This is a genomic window from Acinetobacter sp. TW_SC_4 (assembly GCF_054861205.1).
Map to the genome: position 1 here is coordinate 1223269 of NZ_CM142174.1, position 19855 is coordinate 1243123.

Below are 19855 nucleotides of genomic sequence, written 5' to 3' on the forward strand. Positions count from 1 at the left end.
TTTTTTATAGGATAAATGCAGCATTAAAGTCAAATTAAAAATCAAAGATTTAAAAAAAGCCCCGTAGGGCTTTCATTAATGATCGTGGTCGTGTTGATGCTTGTTGGCATGAAACTCTTCATTACGACGGAAACGTAAATAGTTTTCAAACTGCTCACAGTATTCATCATAGTTATCTTCCAGCATCATCTGAAATTGCTGCAAGATATAAGACATGACCTGATCTTTAGCGTCGCGCATCTCGTTGCCATCTTTGAAATTGTTGGCAGCGACCCAAGTATTAAAGCGGGCAGTACCAAACAGCATTGCGGCGCTGACTTGACCACGTTTTTCTGCCGGGTTTTCCTGAGAGCCTTTTTCTATACGGCTAAATTCGTTGGCCTGTTTAATAAATTCATCAGCACGTTCAAAGAATGCAGCATTTAACGCTTCTTCTTCGGTTACATCGGTTGCTTCAATCTTTTGAACCATGAATTTTTCCTGATAATAAAATCTTAATCACTAATTATAGGCAAAGCCTTGCAGAAACTAAACCTTTGCCTTAATCTAAAAATAGCCTAAGCAATAAAAATGTGAATCTCATGCAAGATGCAATTGCGGTACAGAGCCTGAAAAGTGATATTGCCTTATTGCGCCAGAATATCTGGCCACCGGCAAATCTGGCTAATGTTGAAGGATTGCCAATTTATTATGGCACCAAGTCGCAGGTCGAAGAATATTACAAGCAATGGCTGGGTCTGATTGAAAGGGCACAGGATCTGTTTCAGCCTTTTATGGAAGATGAAGTCCTGGATGCGATTCATTTGCCAAGTCATTTGAATTTGCCTTTATTCTATTTTCATGTAGACCGCATCCGGATTAATAAAACCCGTGCTAAAGAATCCAAGACCTTTCGTGGTATTGCCAGCCTGATTGAAAAATGTGGACAATTTGAACCGGAACAGATTCAGGCCATGCAACGCTGGCTAGACAGTGATGAGACGGCGGCTTTGGTGGCACATCGTGAATTTGTAGATCTGCGTACTTATGTGTTCCAGCATGGTCAAAGTGAATACACTCGGACTCGATTTTATGTGAATGGAATCGTCCTGAGTGTTGAACCACATTTTGAGCTGGTTGATGCCCGTGATAAGCCGCGTAAGCAGCGCAGCGATAGTTATAGCGATCCATTAGCCGATAACAATACCTGGAAAGTGTACGGCAAATATCGCTAGAGCGATTTTGCCTATTTATCTATTGCCAGAATGGTTTGGTGTGAGAAAATTTCTGTAACTGCTCGGCAGCCTGTTTCGACAGATGCTGCTGTTCTGCAGTAAGCCACCCGATGACAAACCATGCCTTGGAGTGTTTTTTGGCATAAGGTCTATACAGGCTTTCTGCGACAAACAGGTCATTATAATGACCCAAAGTTTCCTGTAAGGGTTTTAGCGCTTTCAGATATCTTTTAACTTCCTTTTCAGGAAACAGACTTTGCAGAAATTCCACATTATAACGCAAGCGTTTAACCCGCTTGCGGGTGCGATGGCGCGATTCAATATCCAGTTCCTGATAACTCTCTGCATCTGCACAGACTTTCTGGTGCAGTTTACTCAGTCCTTTACACAGGATTTTATGGGAGGACTTTTGCTGTTTTTCACTCTGATCCTGACTAAAACGTAATAGCTCCAGTATCAGCTCCATCGTGGTGGACTCTTTGAATAATTGGCTAATATCTGTCTGATCCTGTTGGGCTGGAGGTAATTGCAATACTGGTGAACCTGCCGCTTCTAGCTGAGGAAGCAGACTTTCAGCCAAAGCATCGCGATCCCGGGTAGAACCCAATTGCTGGAAGATATTTCGTAACTGATCCTGCCATTCCTCTGGCAAATCCTGATGATAGGGCTGGAAGATTTTTAAGGCACTGCGTAAACGCCGGATAGCGACGCGGGCCTGGTGCACATGGTCACTATTGTAATTCTCTAGCGCAATCGCCGTCGCATTAGGAAACAAGTGAGTCAGACAGTTGCTGATAATTTTTTGCAAGATATGATGAATATCGTCTTTAGCTGCGAGCTCTAAGGTTGTCTGATGCTGGACCGGAAGATCAGTTTTATTATTCAACAGGGCATAACCACGTTCAGATTTGCTGCGTACATCCAGCCATAACTGATAGCGTTGAATCCAAGGTTTAACAAAATCAATTAGGTCACTAAGTCTGCCACTTTTAAGCTCAAATTCGACTTCATAAATATCCAAAGTTTGGCCCTTAGAACGAATCTCACCTCTATCTAGTGCAATTTCAATCTGACTTCCTCGGTAATCTTTAACCCAAAGATCCCTCTCTACATCAGTTTCAAATTGTAGAGACAGAGTCGTATCTAGGGTGTGAAGTGCCTGTTTTAGAATCTTCCGAGCTTGTTTATGCTTGCTATAAACTTTTAAATCACACCTATCCGGTGCAGTATCCAATGCTTCTTCTAGTTCAAAGCGTTCAAACTGATGCTGGCTCGGTGCTTTTAAGGTCTGAAACCATTGCTGATCTTCCAGACGCTGCCGGAGTGCAATTTTGTGCTGCTGTAACTGCTGATCGGCAGTATCAAAGTATTTGGCACATAAATGATGTCGAGTCGGCCCGTACTGCTGAAAATCTTGTTCGAATTGGTGACGTATACTTTGCGGAATCTGGAATTTGAGTTCGATTTCTGCCATCGGGCCATTCCTTCTCGATGAAGCTCATAACAATCAATATAGACCAAACAACGAAAGTGGTGTGATGTGCTTGTGCAACAAAAAAAGCACGCCGTAGCGTGCTTTGAAAGTCAGTTAAATACTTATTTAAGGAATTTGCGGCTGACCAGAAACTGTTCTGTCGCTTCCAGTAATTTTTGTGCATAGACTTCCTGTTTTGCGGTCAACCAACCCAGCACAAACCAGTCACTGGCTTCCAGCTCGGTCTGTTGAATATAGACTGCAGAAGAGGCTAGCGTCTGATATTCATTAGCTGCCTGCTGTGCATCATTTAAAGCCTTGCTGTATTTTTGCAGGTTTTTGACATCATAAATTGTGGTCAAAATCGGGAAGCTGAATTTTAATTCCTGAATGCGAATTGCTAGCTGATCCAGACTTTCAAAATTGGTAATATCAGTCTGGTTCATCTGTTCTTGCAAGACTTTGTATTGTTGCTGCAAGGTAGTTTGCGCTGCAGATTTCAATTCCTGCGACTTAGCTTCATCTGTACTTAAGCTAAAGACCAGCAATTCCAGATAGTGATGCACATTCTGGGTGGACTTCACCAGATTGCCCAGCTTCTCTTTGGCATAAAGGATATCTTTAGTCAGGTTCTCTGCGGTTGTAGGATTTTGCAGGAAACCAGCCAGAGTGTTTTGCATGTGCTGTAAATGTTGCAGATGTTCAAACTGGTGTTTAAATGCGGCAAGCTGATGCGCCCATTTGTCTGAAACTTGAGGATGCCAATCTTTAAACAAAAGTAGGGTCAGATAGAGATGATCTAAGGCCTGTTGTGCCTGATCAATATGTTGCTGTTCTGCCACTTGCGCGGAGATTGCCGCGATATTGGGCAATAGATGCTGCATTTGCTGGGCCACCAGATGACACAGGTTTTTACCCGCACTATCTTTTTTGCTGATCTGGAATTCTTTGGCAAAAGTAGCGGGACTCACGCTCTGATTAGTTGCTAACAAATTCCCAATTTCAGCCTTACTACGTACATCCAGCCACAGCTGATATTTTTTGACCCATTCAAAACTAAAGGCCAGCAAATCCTGAATTGAGCCATGCTTTAACTCGAATTCAACCTCATGCACTTCCTGTTCAGCATGAGGCGTGCGAATACAGCCGATATCCAAGCTGACTTCGATTGACGTATTTTCATATTCAATCACGCGCAAGGTACGGGCAATATCGGTTTCAAACTGCAGTTGCAGCAGGTCAAACTGATCACCTAAAGCACGATTAAGCAAGGTTTGCGCTTCAGCAGACTGCTTGTAAATACTCAGGTCCAGCTCAGGAGAATATTCTAATTCACCTAGATCATGATTATGCTCGAAACGTTCAATGTGGCTTTTACCTGCCGCTTTTAACGTCTGAACCCAACGACTGCCTTCTAATCGCTGACGTAGGGCAATTCCATGCTGGGCCAGTTGACGGTCTGCAGTATCATAGTATTTGGCTTGAAGCTGGATCTGTTGAGATTTCTTGGGATCAAGTGCCTTAAGCAGGGCAGTACGGCGTGCCGCGGGAATCTGGAACTTGAGTTCAACTTCAACCATGATAATCATCCTGTCTATTCAATTTATTGAAAAATATTAAAAAACAAATTGAATTTTTATTCGCTTGCATGAAATTCCGATATGAAACGGAAATATTTTTTAGACTTTTGAGCGGCTGATTGTAACGAAAAACCAATCTGATGTAAGACTTGACCGATTGAAAAAAATGGAAATGGAAAAATTAACATGCTGATCTCATTCACCAGTTTTTGCTGAAAGCATGACAATTCAATATCTAAGCCAAATTCAGGTACAGAATTGCATGAAAATAAAGGTACTTTTAATTGCCTAAATTATGCGCTAAGGTGAAGAAAAAAGATTAGGATGATGATAATGAATGCACAGGTGCAGCCGAGCAATGAGATTGCAGTACTGACTTCTTCACAAATGCCGATTCGTGACTATCATGAATTTTACCGGTTTTATCTGACTGAGCATCGCCATATCATGAGTCGCCGCTTGCATGTCGCAGGCAGCAGTATCGGTTTATATTTTTTTAGCAAAGCCCTTCGTCAGCGTAAAGCCAAATATGTGGCCTATGGACTACTCTCAGGTTATGCCTGTGCCTGGATTGGTCATTTCATTTTTGAAAAGAATAAACCGGCCAGCTTTAAACAGCCGCTTTACAGTTTTATTTCAGACTGGCGTATGTTTGCTGATGTATTACGTGGTAACCTGAGCTTGGTCGATCGTAAGCACGACAAAACTCCAAGTTAGGGCTTATGACGTTTTATCGGATTTATGCTTAAGTATTGCAATAAAAACGATAAAAACACTTGCAAGTGTAGAGTTATTATTCTATTAATTGTTTTATTACCTATTCAGTATTTTATCAAAGAGTATAAGTCACTGAATAAATCAGTTTTCCAAGCCTGGAGTGACCTTCTCCGGGCTTTTTTTATATTTAAAAAAATAGAAAGATGTGCATTGACGTATTTTTAATTTATCTGAATGATTTCGAAAATATTCACGAGATGAATGAGGCAAGTTCGAAAGATAAGATGGTCGGTTTTTGCTTAGATGGGTCGACCCTTTCTAGCTTTGACACGTCTCCTCATTAACGGTTTACCCAAAGCTAGAAAGGATCTGGTAGATAAAACACAGCTTTTGCTTTTCTATTTATTTGTTGTGTTCAAACTTATTTAAATCCTTTAATGGGTGTAAACCTATCCCTGAAATTGGGTATTTTGAAGTTTTCTTTGAGTTTTTTGACTAATGGTATTCGAACAATTTTATAAACAGGAATTGTAAAATTCGGACATAAAAAAATCGCTTTCAGAATTTTGCAACTTCTCCACTAAGTTATCTGCAAAATCCTAAAAGCGTTTGTCGGAGCGCGTAAGCATTAACACTTTATCATTATTGTTATAAAACCATTAAAACGTAAATTCTCGCAGCCGCCTATCACTGAAAATAGGGATATTGATCAATCACCTGTATAAAAAGTACAAATAATAATCTAATACCTGAATTGGGTATTATTCAGTGTTTAGGATGGGGAAACTCGCCCATTTATGCCTATAATAGCGTATGTATTTTGAATGGCGGCAGTCATGCGCGGTTTGTATTTAATTACCAATGATGATCCTATTGAACTTCTCTTGGCAAAACTTGAAGGTGCAATGGCGACTTATGAAGTTGCGGTACTTCAGTATCGTCGTAAAAAAGTAGCGAAAGAAGATCAGGCTTACGAAATCGAATATATGAAACAAATGTGCGAACAGTACAAAGTTCCATTTGTGATTAATGACGATTTAGAAACTGCAGTAAAATATGGCGTAGGCGTGCATTTGGGTCAGGATGATGGCTCAATTCAGGAAGCTGTTGAACGTTTGCCCAAAAATGTATTGATTGGCCGCAGTTGTAATAATTCACTTGAGCTTGCTGAACAAGCCATTGCTGATGGGGCTAATTATGTGGCCTTTGGCGCGATCTATGCGACTGATACCAAGCCAGAAGCAGGTAATATTGGTCTGGAAACCTTAAAACAGGCCAAAAGTAAATTAAATGTACCGATTTGTGCTATTGGCGGTTTGACGGTGGAAAACGGCAAAGAAGTCATTGAAGCCGGCGCCGACCTTTGTGCAGTCATTAGTGATGTATTGGGTCGCTCAATGTCGACTGTTGGTCAACGTGTGTATGATTGGTCGGAACTGTTTGCTGAACAAGCTTAATTTTTATTTCTTATTGTATTTTTGAGTTGAGTGATTCTCATGAGTTTATCTCCAAAGCAAGAACAACTATTTAAACAAGCCAATAAACATATTCCGGGTGGCGTCAACTCACCTGTACGTGCCTTCAATGGCGTGGGTGGTACGCCTATCTTTATCGAGAAAGCCCAAGGTGCTTATCTGTACGATGTCGATGGCAAGCGCTATGTGGACTATGTGGGTTCATGGGGTCCAATGATTCTGGGTCATGCACATCCTGAGATTATTAAAGCGGTGCAAGATGCAGCAGTAGATGGATTAAGCTTTGGTGCACCAACCGTGCATGAAACGACTCTGGCAGATATCATTTGCGACATCATGCCGTCGATTGAGTTGGTGCGCATGACCAATTCCGGTACTGAAGCAACGATGACTGCGATCCGCTTGGCGCGTGGTTATACCGGACGTGACAAAATCGTAAAATTTGAAGGTTGTTATCACGGTCACTCTGACTCGTTGCTGGTAAAAGCAGGTTCTGGCCTGCTAACTAAAGGCGAAGGTGAAGCAACTTCAGCGGGTGTACCTGCTGATTTTGCCAAACATACTTTAACCCTTCCGTATAACGACATCGCTACTTTAAAAGAATGCTTTGCCAAGTTTGGATCTGAAATTGCGGGTGTGATTGTTGAGCCAGTAGCAGGGAACATGAATCTGGTGAAACCGATTGATGGTTTTCTACAAGCTATTCGTGATGTCTGTGACGAACATGGTTCAGTCTTCATTATCGATGAAGTGATGACAGGCTTCCGCGTGGGTCTCGGTGGTGCTCAAGCACATTATGGCGTGACTCCTGATTTAACCACTTTGGGTAAAATTATTGGTGCAGGGTTGCCAGTCGGTGCTTTTGGCGGTAAGCGTGAAGTGATGGAATGCATCGCGCCACTAGGTAACGTGTATCAGGCAGGTACCTTGTCGGGTAACCCGCTAGCAATGCGTGCCGGCATCGAGATGTTTAAACATCTGCGTGAGCCAGGTTTTTATGAAAAACTGAATGCTCAACTGGAAAAACTGCTTGCAGGCTTACAAGCAGCAGCGGATGAAGCTGGTATTTCATTCAAGACTCAACAAGTGGGCGGTATGTTTGGCCTGTACTTCACGGATCAGGAAGACATCACCAGCTTTGATTCAATGCTGAAGTGTGATGTTGAAGCCTTCAAAAAATTCTTTCATGGCATGTTAAGTCGTGGTGTGAACCTGGCTCCATCTGCATTTGAAGCAGGATTTATTTCAGCTGCGCATAGTGATGAAGATATTGAATTTACGATTCAAGCGGCTAAAGAAACTTTTGCGGAAATGAAAGCTTAAGTTTTTAATCCCCCCTAACCCTTCTTTGGAAAAGGAGGGAAATCTTAAGCTTAAAAATTTAAGTTCCCCCTCTTTTAAAAGAGGGGGCTAGGGGGAGATTCATATTAAAAATTAGGAAAATCTTGATGAAAACCAAACATTATTTGACCTTAAGCGATGCTGAGTTCTTATTAAATCAGGCCTATGAATATGCGTTAAAGTAGGGTTTTAATGTCAGTATTGCAGTGGTCGATGAAACTGGTAATTTACTGGCAATGAAGCGTATGGATGGTGCATCACCGATGACAGCAAACATGTGTCTGGAAAAAGCAAGATGTTCTGCCATTAGTCGCCGTCCGTCCAAGCTGTTTGAAGATATTATCAAAGGTGGGCAAATGGGCTTTATGACGATGGATACTTTTTCTGGGATGTTAGAAGGTGGTGAGCCGATTCTGTATCAGGGTCAGTTGGTTGGTGCGATGGGTGTTTCTGGAGTGAAGTCTTTCCAAGATGCTGAGATTGCACAGCAGGAGATTGAGGAGTTTTTGGCTAAGCAAAGCTAATCCAAAATAGAAATTGATCAGCTCAATTTAATAAAATCATCCAACGATGTTCCAAAATGAAGCGTGGAACGTGAAATATCAACTAAAAAGCCCAATCGCTAGTGAGAGGGCTTGTCTATATACAATAAAATTATGATTTAAAAAGGAAATCAAAATAATTTCGTATAACGCGTATTATGTTAATTTTAGAAAAATTTAAGTATGTGGAAAATATATAAAGAAGAAAGTTCTGATCTTGGATTTGCTATTGGGTGTCTATTTTCAGAAGCAATTAATTTAAATGAGTTTAGGCAATGGGTTGAGCTTTGTATTAACGATTTAAATCAAGATGAAATACCACTTTATATGTTTGATCTTATAGATTTCGAAGACTCATTAGCGAAGATTCATTTAGTTATTGGATTTGTGCCAAGCTCTGGACTATCAAAAACAGAAAAATAGCGTTAGAAGGCATTTCTTATCTAAGGGGAATAGATATTTTTGACCCTATTTCTACGCAAGAACAATCCATTGAATACCTAAAGAACAACCCACATGTCTCAGAGAAATTTAAGCTCACTTTTCCTTTTATAAATTTTATTTAACATAATGGCGGTTATACGAAATTAGAACAATAAACGTCTGTAAAATCAAAGTGTTTTTCAAATCGATGCTAAACTAAAATAGCATGAATCATCATGCTATTTTGTATTTATAAGAGCTTCCCATGCTGTACCCCATGCCCAAAAAAATCCAACTCGCGCCATCTCAAGCCAAATGGCAGCTTACATCAAATGAATCTGTTTTGGTTTTAGTCGGATTGCAAAACTTGCGTATGCAGCAGGGCATACAAGACAGCGACCTGATAACTCATCTGATCCAGATCAGTAATAAAGCCAAAGCACTCGATATTCCAATCGTTGATTTGTATGGCGATGATTTAATGCAAGGTATGCAGCAACTTGGAGAATATGCTTCAACTCATTCACAACTGATTTTCGCCGGACAGATTACACCGATGCTGAAACAGATCCTGCCACATCTGCAAAGTGTGACAGAGCAAATTTGCATAATTAATGATGCAATTTTGATGCCTAGTCAGGAACAGCATATCCAGTGGATTGAGAATATATCGGCACAAGGTTTGCATCATATGAACAGCTATAGTCTGACCCGATTGTGGAACCTGAGTGCGTCGTCAGAATATGTATTGTCAACCAAAGGCATCATGTTAGCAGTAGCTGAACAGCTGGATATGGATGCGCTGGAAATTGATCCTTATGCTGACTTAAAACAGTATGGACTGGACTCGGTTGCGGTAGTGAGTCTGGTTGGCACATGGCGTGCGCATGGTGCTGATCTACGTTATGAAGATGTGCTGGAACACCCGTCATTACATGATTTAGTGAGCTTCGTAATGCAATCTGCACGTCGATGATCGGTAATTGGGTAATTTTCTTAAAATAATCGGAAATTTCATCGCCATTTACATAAATGCGCATTGTAATTATCACTCAAGCTTTCTATTATGGCCGCCTTGTTTTTCGCGATCAGCGTGGGATTGAACTTTGAGTAATTTTCTAACCGAACATCTGATACATCGTGATGAAGATTTTATGGTCATCCATAAGCCTGCAGGCTTACTCACAGTGCCCGGTAAAACAGAAGATTTACAAGATTGCCTGATCAATCGCCTCATCAAATTAGAACCTAAAACTTTACTGATCCACCGTCTGGATCGAGATACTTCCGGTATCTTAGTATTTGCCTTAAGCCGTGAAGGGCAAAAATCCATCTCCCGCCAGTTCCAGGAACGCCAAACCGATAAAACCTATCAGGCCATCGTGGCTGGAACATTAGAAGGCAAGGGTACAGTTGATGTGCCTGTCATTTATGATCCAAGCCGTCCACCACTGCATATTGCTGAACCGAATCATAATAAGCCGGCTATTACAGAATGGCAGGCCATCGAACATTTTGAAATTCAGGGGCAAGCTGTGACCCGGGTGAAACTGACCCCGATTACCGGTCGTTCACATCAACTCCGTGTACATATGCAATATCTCGGACATCCGATTATTGGCGATACCTTATATGCAACGCCAGAGCAGCAACAGCTTAGTCCGCGTCTATGCTTACATGCTGAGCGTTTAAGTTTTTATCATCCTAAAACACAACAGTTAGTTGAATTTAATTGTCCGGCTGAATTCTAGGAAATACTTGTTTAATCGACGTGAATTATGCTCACTTTTTAGTGGGCTTTATGTCAAAATACATTGCTTGAAGGTGTGAAATTTTGCTCAAATGACGTTTCGTGATTGAGCATGATATTCATAATCTTGTACTTAAGATAAAGGTGGAAAAATTGCAGCAATTTGCTATTGGTCAACGTTGGTTATCAGATACTGAAACAGAACTCGGTTTAGGGGTTCTCATTGATGTTGATGAGCGATCGGTCAGCATTTTATTCCCAAAAAGCGATGAAACTCGCGTCTATGCTCGCAGTAACGCACCCTTATCTCGTATCGTATTTAATGCAAATGACGAGCTGCAAGATCAGGAAGGTACGATCTGGACCGTTGAGTCAGTTGAAGATCGCAATGGCGTAGTGCGTTATCACGTGGTCCGTACTCTTGAAGATGGCACAGAAGAACGTAAAGCTTTAAATGAAACCCGTGTAGGCGCAACGATCCAGTTGTCTAAACCTTTAGACCGTTTACTGGCCAGCCAGATTGACTATAAAGAGTGGTATGACCTGCGTATTGAAGCCTTGCTGATGCAAGCCAATATGCAAACCAGTCCATTGCGTGGCTTGGTCGGTTCGCGTGTAGGTCTGATTCCACACCAGTTGTATATCGCACATGAAGTCGGTCAGCGTTTTGCACCGCGTGTTTTACTGGCGGATGAAGTTGGCTTGGGTAAAACCATTGAAGCTGGTCTGATCATTCATCAGCAACTTAAAACTGGCCGTTCTGAACGTATCCTGATCTTGGTTCCAGATTCACTGCAATATCAGTGGATGATTGAGATGCGTCGTCGTTTCAATCTTGAATTCTCTCTATTTGATCTGGCGCGTACTGCCTCGATTAAAGAGCATGATCCTGATCTAAATCCGTTCCTGACTGAGCAGCGCATTATTGCTTCTGTGGACTTGATGGTGGATCACGAAGATCTGCGCGAACAGGCGATTGAAGCGGGCTTTGATCTGTTGGTTGTCGATGAAGCGCATCACCTGATGTGGTCTGAGGAAGAAGGTGGCAATGACCGTTATGATCTGGTCGAAGAGCTGGCAGAGAAAACACCGGGCGTATTGTTATTGACTGCAACACCAGAACAGCTCGGTGTAGAATCTCACTTTGCACGTCTACGTTTACTTGATCCGCAACGTTTCAGTTCATTGGACCGTTTCCTGGATGAAGAAGAGCAGTATCAGCATACCGCTAAAATCGCTGAAGTGTTGATGTCAGATCTGCCACTTGAAGCAGAGCATTTCACTGCGATTGAAAGCCTGCTTGGTCATGCGATTGAAGATACCCCAGAGCAACGTTTCCGTGCGATTCATGAATTGCTAGACCGTCATGGTACGGGCCGTATCCTGTTCCGTAATACACGTGAGGCAATTCAGGGCTTCCCGGGCCGTGACTGTCAGCCAGCACCATTGCCAGCGCCAGAAAACTGGTCTAAAGATGGTAAATTGCGTGAGCAAATGTGGCCGGAAGAATCTCAACTCGATGGCTCGTGGATGGAAACTGATCCGCGTGTAATGTGGTTGATGGAAAAGTTGCGTACTGATCTGAAGCATAAAAAAGTATTGCTGATTGCGCGTAGTGGTCCAGTGGTTGAAGCGCTAGAAAATGTATTACGTCTGCATGCAGGTATACGTACTGCCATGTTCCATGAGGGCATGAGTCTGCTGGAACGTGACCAGGCAGCTGCTTATTTTGCTGAAGAATCTTATGGTGCACAGATTTTATTGTGCTCTGAAATCGGTTCAGAAGGCCGTAACTTCCAGTTTGCATCTGACTTGATCCTGTTTGATTTGCCAGCCAACCCGGATGTTCTGGAACAGCGTATTGGTCGTCTGGACCGTATCGGTCAGGAAAACCGTATCCAGATTCATGTGCCTTATCTGATGGGTACTGCGCAAGAACGTATGTTCCGCTGGTATAACGAAGCGCTGAATATTTTCAGCAACATTTCTCCAACTGCACAAACGCTGCAAGAAAACTTTATTGTTGCTCTGAAAGATTGCCTGCTGGCAGATAAAGGACAGGAATTTGAAGATCTGCTGGAAGAAGTTAGCGTACAACGTGAAGCACTGGAAGCTGAGTTGCAGGAAGGTCGTGACCGTCTGCTTGAGTACAATTCTTGCCGCCCCGTCGTGGCACAGGAAATTGTTAATGCGCTTGAAGACTATGATGACAATACCACCTTGCCAATGTTCATGAAGCGTTTCATGGCATCGACCAATATCGATTTTGATGAACAAAGTAATGGTACGGTGATCATCAAGCCAACGGATCAGATGCAGGTACAAGGTTTAACCCTGGATGAAGAGGGCATGACAGCCACTTTCTATCGTGACCAGGCTCAAATCCGTGAAGATGCACAGTACTTGACCCTAGAACATCCATTCACTGAAAGCGTGATGGAAATGATCAATACTCAGGGCTTTGGTAGTACCAATGTTACAGTCTTAAAGTCTGCAGCGTTACCACAAGGTTCTGTATTGATGGAAGTGTGGTTCAAGGTTGATGTGGTTGCACCAAAAGCACTAAACTTGCCATCAAGCTTGCCACAACAGCTGATCCGTGTATTGCTGAGTGAAAAAGGTCAGGACTTGTCTCAGAAGATTGCGCCTGAAATCCTGAAACCATATCTACATCATTTAGATGGCAATAGCTGCCGTCAGGTAGTGAAAGCGCGCCGTGAAGTAATTGAAGCGCGTTATCAACAAGCATTGGAATTGGCTCGTTCAGCATTACCAAACTTCAAGCAGCAGGCTAAAGAAGTGTATGGTAATAAATGGCAGTATGAAATTGACCGTCTGACTTACTTAAAACAGTTCAACCCAAGTATCCGTGAAGATGAAATCGCACGTTTACAGAAATTGCAGAAAGAAGGTTTGAGTTTGTTAGAAGGTTTATCCGTAACACCTGAAGCAATTCAGGTAATGGTCGTGGTTAAGCCATAAAGGTCTAATGAATTAAAAAGCGGCTTTCGGGCTGCTTTTTTATGACTGAAATTTAAATCTTCATTAAGTGCTTGGTCGGGCCGTGCTAGCTGATATTTTCTGTATTGTTTAAAATCAGCACACCTAAGAATAAGAAATAAAATACCATGTCCAAAGCATTGATTACTATTGGCGCGAAAACCAGCCATGGCGGTATGGTCTCTGAGTGTGAGAGCTCTTTTTTAATTAATGGTATGGCAGTGCATCTGAATGGCATGAAGCATTACTGTCCCAAGTGTCAAACTACGGTTACTGCAATTGCTAGTGATTTATCTACAATAGTCAAAGGTAGGGCTGTAATCATTGCTGGAGATAAAGCCAGTTGTGGAGCCACTTTTTTACCAATGCAGAACCTGACTATTTCTAAAAAATAATGGACCATATGTCGATGTAAGCCAGGAGTGACTTAAAGGTCATAGATTGGTGAATTCGATCCTGTGGAATTTCATATTTTAATATTAAGCTTCTATCAGGCTTTATAAAGAAATGATCAAAGAAAATAATGAAACAGGTTTTGCATTTTACTCATGCCAATGGCATTCCATCGGCAAGCTATCGGAAGTTTTTAAATTATTTTCAGGATGAATATCAGGTCAAGGCGATTCCGCTGATCGGGATGAATCCAGCCTATCCAATTACCAAAGACTGGCGTTATCTAGTAAATGAAGTGATACAGGATATCCAGCAGCAATCTCCGGATCAAAAGGTGATTGGGCTGGGACATTCATTTGGTGGTTTAGTGACGTTAATGGCAGCCTATCAACGTCCGGAATTATTTTCCAAACTGGTGATCATGGATCCACCTTTCGTAATTGGGAAAAATAGTGCATTGTTTGAAGTCGTGAAAAAGTTCAACTTAAAAAGTATTGACCGCTTCACTCCGGCAGGTATTACCCTAAAACGTAAGGATTACTGGCCATCTAAACAGGACGCCGTTGCAGCGCTGAGATCGAATCGTCTGTTTAAGCATTTTGATGAGCAATGTTTTCAGGATTATATTGAAAGCGGGATTGTGCCTGATCAAGAGCGTGGAGGGGTAACTTTAGCTATTCCGAAACAGATTGAGGCAGAAATTTTCCGGACTGTACCGGCCTGGTGGTGGCGTACACCAAGAAAACCACCACAGGTTCCGATACATTTAATCACAGCAGAGCGCAGCCAGTTTTATCAGCAAGGTTTACCACAAGGCATGTATAAGGTTTATCGGGTAGATTATTCAGTGGTGCAGGGCGGACATATGTTTCCACTAGAACATCCAGAAGTGACAGCAAACCATGTTAAAGCTAAATTGAATGAGCTTTAACCTTTATAATAAAAAAGACTCACTAAGAGTCTTTTTTTCAGCTGGTTTAACGGATCTGAGACTGATCCAGATGACGGGCACCTTCCAGAATCATGCGAATCATGATCATGGTTTGTTCCGCAATTTCCTTACGGTCTTCAGGTGCCATATCGATCACATTGGCTCCCATATTAAATACCAGTTGGGTAATCGCTCTGGCAGCAATCTCGGGATGAAATAATTTTTTATTATTAAGTCGTTCCAGACGGATCAGGTCTTCCTGAAGCTCCTGCTGGAAATAGTTCAGTTGGCGTTCGACTGCCTGTTTATAAGATTTTGAACCGGTATAGCCTTCACGTAATAACAAGCTTAAATTGCCTTCATCAGCATCCAGCTGGGCAATAAAGACTTCGACAGAACTACGGATAATACTATTCTGTTTCGATGCTTTTAGGCGGGACTCATTGAGAATCTGACGCAGCACAATCCCGGCACGATCAATCAATTCAATCGCCAGTTCATCGATATCTTTAAAATGACGATAAAAACTGTTCGGAGCAATTCCAGCCTCACGGGCAACTTCACGCAAGCTTAAAGATGAAATACTTTTTTGTGGTCCAATCAGGTTTAAAGCAGCCTGAAACAGTTCTTCCTTGGTAATGGTCGCTTTACGGCCCACACTACGGACAATAATGGGCTCATCAATGCTTTTCGATGGTAAAGACGCGTCACTGCTTATTTTCATTGAAGGCTCATTCATGAGGTGATTAGTAAAAGGCATTAACACATTATAACGAAGGCAGTCCAGCTTGTGAAATGATTAGAAACAATACAAATGTATATACAAGTATATATACAAGTGTATAATAATTAAAAATCCAAGGTGATGTCTAAAACGATGCCTGTACTCGAAAAACTTAAAACGCCATTAAATACGCTGAAAGAGAGTGTGATTGATCCATATGCGATTAATTTCTGGATGCAGAAATTAAATCCTCTATGGTCGATGAATCAGCCTTTAGGCAAGATCGTGCGCAAAGAAAATGCTGCGCAGGATATGCTGAGTCTGACGATTCGTGTCAATCATTTATTCCAGTTCGGTCAGGCGGGCCAGCATCATCCTGTATTTGTGGTGGTGAACGGCATTCGTTATGAACGTAGCTATAGTCTGACCCGTATTGATCAGCAGCATGTTTTATTGACGGTTAAAAAAGTGAATGCAGGTAAGGTTACCACCTGGTTTGCTGAACAGGCTGAAGTCGGCGATATCATTGAATTCGGTCAACCTTTCGGTGACATGACTTTGCCAGAACAGAGCAGCCCATTGCTTTTGCTTGCTGCGGGTAGTGGTATTACACCAATGCTGAGTATACTGGAAGCTTTAAATGATAAAGCTGAATTGGTTGCACCAGTAACTTTATGGTATTGGGTCAAGAAAAATCAGGATGCTGCTTTCATTGCGCGTTTTGAAGAGCTGACACAAAAGTTTTCAAACTTTTCTTATCAGGTATTTGCAACTCAGGAACAACCGGCTGCGCCGCGTCTTGATGAATCTTATCTAGATCAATTGCAGGCATTGGAACACAGCACAGTCTATGCGTGTGGACCATCAGGTTTTGTTGCGACTGCAGAACGACTGTTTGCTTCAGCAAAACTGTTCAAAAGTGAAGCTTTCAGCATGAGTCTGAATGATGAAGCTGATACTGGTTTTGTCAATGTAACCCTGACTCAATCGAAAAAAATTGTCACGATTCCTAAAGGTCAGTCGATTCTGGTGGGTCTGGAACAGCAGAATATCCGACCGACCCATGGCTGTCGTATGGGCATCTGTAATAAATGTGCCTGTAATAAAGCAGAAGGTTCAACCAAGAATTTGGTCAATGGCGCACAAAATACCGAGCCAGGTAATCTTTTAAAAATTTGTGTTAACTCAGCGCAGACTGACCTTGTCATCGACTTATAAGCGAGTTTTATCCTATGAATATGCCAGTAAAATTACAGTATTTTAAAAATCCTAAAAACCGTGAACTGACCCAATCTGAGCTAGATGAACTTGCACGTGAGCTTGATGCCATCAAACAGGAAGTGCTGGATGATTTAGGTGAAAAAGATGCCAAATATATCCGTCGCGTATATTCGAGCATCCGTTATTCATCGATTGCAGGTCGTGCCTTATTATTCGCAGGCTGGTTTCCGCCAGCATGGTTGTTGGGTACAGGCTTATTAGGCTTTGCCAAAATCATGGAAAATATGGAACTGGGTCATAATGTCATGCACGGTCAATATGACTGGATGAATGATCCGAAGCTCAATGGCCAGACTTACGAGTGGGATATTGTCGGAACTTCAGACAACTGGCGTCAAACCCATAACTTTAAGCATCATACCTATACCAATATTAAAGGTATGGATGATGATATTGGTTATGGCTTGTTGCGTTTATTCCCTGAGCAACGCTGGAAACCAGGCTATTTATTACAGCCAATTTACAGTATTCCATTTTGCTTATTATTCCAGTGGGGCGTAGCCATTCAAAACCTTGAATTGGGTAAATACTTCAAAGGCCGTAAAACCAAAGAACAAACTCTTGAAGAATGGGAGCCAATGCAGCGTAAAATTGGTAAGCAATTATTCAAAGATTATGTATTCTTTCCGTTGATTGCAGGTCCTGCAGCATTACCGGTATTGACAGGTAACCTGGTGGCAAATGGTCTTCGTAATATCTGGACTTTTAGTATTATTTTCTGTGGTCACTTTACTAAAGATGTAGAAGTGTTTCCGAAAGCCGTCATGGAAAATGAAAGCCGTGGTCACTGGTATATGCGTCAGATTCGTGGTTCTTCAAACTTAACCGGTTCTGAAGCGTTTCATATTTTGACTGGACATTTGAGCCATCAGATTGAACATCACTTATATCCAGATGTGCCTGCACGCCGTTATCGTCAAATGGCACCAAAAGTAGAAGCGGTATGTAAAAAATACGGCTTAAACTATAATAATGCCAGTCTGGTAAAACAGTATGGCAGCGTGATTAAACGTATCGTGAAATATGCGTTTCCGTTTAAGAAGTAATATAGATTTCAATAAAAAACCGCTGTTCATAGCGGTTTTTTATTATTCTCAGTTTAATTAATTATTTTAAGTTCAGACTTGGGTAAATTCATTTCAAGTAATGGAAGTACTTTATCTCGTCCTTCTAAATAAGCATACTGTGCAAGGCTTAACATTGCCTCATCTTCCTCACTATTTCCATAAGCATAAATTTCAGCATAATCTTCTAAATTATATTTTTCCAAGATTCTGCTTTTCTTCTGATCCTTACTACAATCAGGTGTGTTGTATAAACCTGTCATTTCGCCTGTCAGAATTTCTACTTCACTACAAATCAGGTCAATGCCTAAATAAGTACAAACCGGTTTTAAATATAAATTTAACGAGGCTGAAACGAGAACGACTTGATGCCCGAGTTGCTGGTGTTGTCTGAGTTGCTTTAAGAGCTTGGGATTCAATCTTAAAACAAGCCGCTGTGCATATTCTTCGGCAAGCTGCTGAATTTCATGCGCATGACTATTTCTGAACATGGTGTAATACAGTTTTGGTCGCATCGCATGAGCAGGATAGAGCTTAAGATAGTAAGCCTGAATCCAAGGCAGAATACGAAGTCCACGTTTCAGAATTTGCCTTTTCTTTAAGGCATAGAAAATGAACCCTGTGAAACTGTCATAAGGATACAGGGTTCCATCAAAGTCAAATAAGGCTAGAGTTTTATGTTTTTGATGCGGCGCATGCATGTTTGGTAACGACCATCGACACGGGTGGCAAACCAGTTAGTATTATACTCACGACTCAATTTTGGGCCTGAGATCACGACTTCTGGCATCATTGCATAAATTGGCTCTTTACCAGTTTTTTCTTGATAAAGTTTACTGATGCCACGATAAGTCATAGTATCCTCAAAATCTTTAACTTTTTCTTTCTTTAAGTCAGCCCGAATCTGACGTTCAGTAATAATAAAATTATTTTTTGCAAAAACGTTGATGAGCTCTCGTTCAGATTGACTCTTTTGTGAGCGAATCGCGCCATCTTTAGTATATAGTAGTAAATCGCCATCCAGACTCAACTCAGCTTCGGTTAAGCTATTTAACATGCTCTGGAATGCTGCATTACGGCTGGAATACATCCCAGAGTTATAATCAGCAAAGCGATAAATCGGTTTTTCATAATCCGCAGGGTACATCATCAATCGATGAATCCCGTAATAGAGTCCGCCATACTGGCTATACAGGTCACTACGTAAATCAGCAATACTACCACCTTGACGTTTATATTCCTTGGCATAGCTGATATGAACCTGCATAGAACCCAAGGTTGTAATCGGATTCATTTTTTCGCCAATATTTTGCCCAAACAGTTTAGCTGCACCTGTCAATGCACTTACATGATAATGCTTAGCCATGTAATCAAAGATTTCACGATAAAGTTCATCTAATTGACGTTCGGTTTTGACCCGACGCATCTGGCTTAAATAATTGTCTTCTGGGCTTGGATGGTTTTTTAGTACATCCTGGAAATATCCTGCAACTGTTCCACCGATACTTTCACCAAGTTTATCTTTAAATTTTTCTTCCAGCCGTTCCTGAACTTCTTTAACGGCTTTTCCACCAAGACCAGGAACTACCGGGTCTGCATTAAAGTTAGATTCCTGATCGACAACTGCTACGATTGAACAGATATTCTCTTTAGTTTGTGGAATACCGAGCTGGTCAGTAATGTCATAAATATCTTGTGCCCAGGATTCGCGCTGACTGACACGACTTGGAATGGCTTTGCGAATATGTTCAACTTCAAGAGTTGGTTCATCATTTGACCACCATGAACCATTGCCACACCCTACAAGGCTAATAGATAAAGCAAGTAGGGATAAGGACTTAAGAGAAAAAGCTTGAGCAAAATATTTGTTCATGGTGTCGTAAATAAATTGAAAAGATGAGTGAACAAGGCAGATGCAGTATACTATGACCATTAGAAAAGTGATG

The 19855-nt window shown here is 41.6% G+C and carries 18 protein-coding genes and 1 pseudogene; 13 read left to right on the forward strand and 6 right to left on the reverse strand.

The annotated features are described in order from the left end of the window. Positions 1-75 precede the first annotated feature (75 nt). Positions 76-471 (reverse strand): DUF3144 domain-containing protein, encoded by a 396-nt coding sequence (locus ACWM1W_RS05790; RefSeq protein WP_005235124.1) that lies wholly within the window; start codon positions 469-471, stop codon positions 76-78. 110 nt (positions 472-581) lie between these two features. Between ACWM1W_RS05790 and ACWM1W_RS05795 the strand changes: the two genes are divergently transcribed. Next, positions 582-1214, forward strand: a complete 633-nt coding sequence (locus ACWM1W_RS05795) for a hypothetical protein (protein WP_004786345.1) — start codon at positions 582-584, stop codon at positions 1212-1214. Between the two features lie 19 nt (positions 1215-1233). Here the strand turns inward: ACWM1W_RS05795 and ACWM1W_RS05800 are convergent, their stop codons facing one another. Together ACWM1W_RS05800 and ACWM1W_RS05805 are read right to left on the reverse strand one after the other, a co-directional pair. Further along, complete coding sequence (locus ACWM1W_RS05800; protein WP_005235126.1) at positions 1234-2688, reverse strand: CYTH and CHAD domain-containing protein; 1455 nt, start codon at positions 2686-2688, stop codon at positions 1234-1236. A gap of 122 nt (positions 2689-2810) precedes the next feature. Then, positions 2811-4268 (reverse strand): CYTH domain-containing protein, encoded by a 1458-nt coding sequence (locus tag ACWM1W_RS05805; protein WP_034169976.1) that lies wholly within the window; start codon positions 4266-4268, stop codon positions 2811-2813. Positions 4269-4601: 333 nt separating this feature from the next. On the opposite strand from ACWM1W_RS05805, the gene ACWM1W_RS05810 reads away from it, so the two are divergent. The 10 genes and pseudogenes from ACWM1W_RS05810 to ACWM1W_RS05855 all read left to right on the forward strand — a co-directional run bounded on the left by ACWM1W_RS05810 (position 4602) and on the right by ACWM1W_RS05855 (position 14840). After that, the gene (locus ACWM1W_RS05810; protein WP_034169975.1) at positions 4602-4985 is read left to right on the forward strand and encodes an Mpo1-like protein; all 384 of its coding nucleotides are present in this window, start codon (positions 4602-4604) and stop codon (positions 4983-4985) included. An 836-nt stretch (positions 4986-5821) separates the two neighbouring features. After that, positions 5822-6442, forward strand: coding sequence for a thiamine phosphate synthase (thiE, locus tag ACWM1W_RS05815; RefSeq protein WP_004786336.1), 621 nt, complete (start codon positions 5822-5824; stop codon positions 6440-6442). Positions 6443-6481: 39 nt separating this feature from the next. Then, a complete protein-coding gene (gene hemL / locus ACWM1W_RS05820; RefSeq protein ID WP_214001358.1) occupies positions 6482-7783 on the forward strand; it encodes a glutamate-1-semialdehyde 2,1-aminomutase in 1302 nt (433 codons plus the stop codon). Positions 7784-7908: 125 nt separating this feature from the next. Continuing rightward, positions 7909-8325 (forward strand): annotated as a pseudogene (locus tag ACWM1W_RS05825) (GlcG/HbpS family heme-binding protein). A 201-nt stretch (positions 8326-8526) separates the two neighbouring features. Beyond that, the gene (locus tag ACWM1W_RS05830; RefSeq protein ID WP_228301712.1) at positions 8527-8766 is read left to right on the forward strand and encodes a hypothetical protein; all 240 of its coding nucleotides are present in this window, start codon (positions 8527-8529) and stop codon (positions 8764-8766) included. Positions 8767-9031: 265 nt separating this feature from the next. Further along, on the forward strand, positions 9032-9742 hold the full coding sequence (locus ACWM1W_RS05835; protein WP_214001357.1) for a phosphopantetheine-binding protein: 711 nt from the start codon (positions 9032-9034) through the stop codon (positions 9740-9742). A gap of 178 nt (positions 9743-9920) precedes the next feature. Further along, positions 9921-10517, forward strand: coding sequence for an RluA family pseudouridine synthase (locus tag ACWM1W_RS05840; protein WP_286740928.1), 597 nt, complete (start codon positions 9921-9923; stop codon positions 10515-10517). A gap of 143 nt (positions 10518-10660) precedes the next feature. After that, a complete protein-coding gene (rapA, locus tag ACWM1W_RS05845) occupies positions 10661-13498 on the forward strand; it encodes an RNA polymerase-associated protein RapA (protein WP_214001356.1) in 2838 nt (945 codons plus the stop codon). A 146-nt stretch (positions 13499-13644) separates the two neighbouring features. Beyond that, positions 13645-13911: a PAAR domain-containing protein gene (locus ACWM1W_RS05850; RefSeq protein WP_375725682.1), complete on the forward strand. Its 267-nt coding sequence runs from the start codon at positions 13645-13647 to the stop codon at positions 13909-13911. A gap of 128 nt (positions 13912-14039) precedes the next feature. Continuing rightward, a complete protein-coding gene (locus tag ACWM1W_RS05855; protein WP_214001354.1) occupies positions 14040-14840 on the forward strand; it encodes an alpha/beta fold hydrolase in 801 nt (266 codons plus the stop codon). A gap of 46 nt (positions 14841-14886) precedes the next feature. Here the strand turns inward: ACWM1W_RS05855 and fabR are convergent, their stop codons facing one another. Then, the gene (gene fabR / locus ACWM1W_RS05860; RefSeq protein ID WP_004786319.1) at positions 14887-15564 is read right to left on the reverse strand and encodes an HTH-type transcriptional repressor FabR; all 678 of its coding nucleotides are present in this window, start codon (positions 15562-15564) and stop codon (positions 14887-14889) included. Positions 15565-15717: 153 nt separating this feature from the next. Here fabR and ACWM1W_RS05865 point away from each other — a divergent pair, with 153 nt between their 5' ends. Together ACWM1W_RS05865 and ACWM1W_RS05870 are read left to right on the forward strand one after the other, a co-directional pair. Further along, a complete protein-coding gene (locus ACWM1W_RS05865) occupies positions 15718-16782 on the forward strand; it encodes a ferredoxin reductase (RefSeq protein ID WP_214002318.1) in 1065 nt (354 codons plus the stop codon). Between the two features lie 14 nt (positions 16783-16796). Beyond that, complete coding sequence (locus ACWM1W_RS05870; RefSeq protein ID WP_214001353.1) at positions 16797-17891, forward strand: fatty acid desaturase family protein; 1095 nt, start codon at positions 16797-16799, stop codon at positions 17889-17891. Positions 17892-17944: 53 nt separating this feature from the next. Here the strand turns inward: ACWM1W_RS05870 and ACWM1W_RS05875 are convergent, their stop codons facing one another. Both ACWM1W_RS05875 and ACWM1W_RS05880 read right to left on the reverse strand, forming a co-directional pair. Next, on the reverse strand, positions 17945-18610 hold the full coding sequence (locus tag ACWM1W_RS05875; protein WP_214001352.1) for an HAD-IB family phosphatase: 666 nt from the start codon (positions 18608-18610) through the stop codon (positions 17945-17947). Continuing rightward, positions 18577-19782, reverse strand: coding sequence for a DUF1615 domain-containing protein (locus ACWM1W_RS05880; protein ID WP_214001351.1), 1206 nt, complete (start codon positions 19780-19782; stop codon positions 18577-18579). Before ACWM1W_RS05880 ends, ACWM1W_RS05875 begins: the two co-directional genes overlap by 34 nt. Positions 19783-19855: the final 73 nt, after the last annotated feature.

Coding starts and splice junctions, on each gene's coding strand:
- ACWM1W_RS05790 (WP_005235124.1), bottom strand. CDS start 471: ATGGTTCAAAAGATTGAAGCAACCGATGTAACCGAAGAAGAAGCGTTA.
- ACWM1W_RS05795 (WP_004786345.1), top strand. CDS start 582: ATGCAAGATGCAATTGCGGTACAGAGCCTGAAAAGTGATATTGCCTTA.
- ACWM1W_RS05800 (WP_005235126.1), bottom strand. CDS start 2,688: ATGGCAGAAATCGAACTCAAATTCCAGATTCCGCAAAGTATACGTCAC.
- ACWM1W_RS05805 (WP_034169976.1), bottom strand. CDS start 4,268: ATGGTTGAAGTTGAACTCAAGTTCCAGATTCCCGCGGCACGCCGTACT.
- ACWM1W_RS05810 (WP_034169975.1), top strand. CDS start 4,602: ATGAATGCACAGGTGCAGCCGAGCAATGAGATTGCAGTACTGACTTCT.
- thiE (WP_004786336.1), top strand. CDS start 5,822: ATGCGCGGTTTGTATTTAATTACCAATGATGATCCTATTGAACTTCTC.
- hemL (WP_214001358.1), top strand. CDS start 6,482: ATGAGTTTATCTCCAAAGCAAGAACAACTATTTAAACAAGCCAATAAA.
- ACWM1W_RS05830 (WP_228301712.1), top strand. CDS start 8,527: ATGTGGAAAATATATAAAGAAGAAAGTTCTGATCTTGGATTTGCTATT.
- ACWM1W_RS05835 (WP_214001357.1), top strand. CDS start 9,032: ATGCTGTACCCCATGCCCAAAAAAATCCAACTCGCGCCATCTCAAGCC.
- ACWM1W_RS05840 (WP_286740928.1), top strand. CDS start 9,921: ATGGTCATCCATAAGCCTGCAGGCTTACTCACAGTGCCCGGTAAAACA.
- ACWM1W_RS05850 (WP_375725682.1), top strand. CDS start 13,645: ATGTCCAAAGCATTGATTACTATTGGCGCGAAAACCAGCCATGGCGGT.
- ACWM1W_RS05855 (WP_214001354.1), top strand. CDS start 14,040: ATGAAACAGGTTTTGCATTTTACTCATGCCAATGGCATTCCATCGGCA.
- fabR (WP_004786319.1), bottom strand. CDS start 15,564: ATGAAAATAAGCAGTGACGCGTCTTTACCATCGAAAAGCATTGATGAG.
- ACWM1W_RS05865 (WP_214002318.1), top strand. CDS start 15,718: ATGCCTGTACTCGAAAAACTTAAAACGCCATTAAATACGCTGAAAGAG.
- ACWM1W_RS05870 (WP_214001353.1), top strand. CDS start 16,797: ATGAATATGCCAGTAAAATTACAGTATTTTAAAAATCCTAAAAACCGT.
- ACWM1W_RS05875 (WP_214001352.1), bottom strand. CDS start 18,610: ATGCATGCGCCGCATCAAAAACATAAAACTCTAGCCTTATTTGACTTT.
- ACWM1W_RS05880 (WP_214001351.1), bottom strand. CDS start 19,782: ATGAACAAATATTTTGCTCAAGCTTTTTCTCTTAAGTCCTTATCCCTA.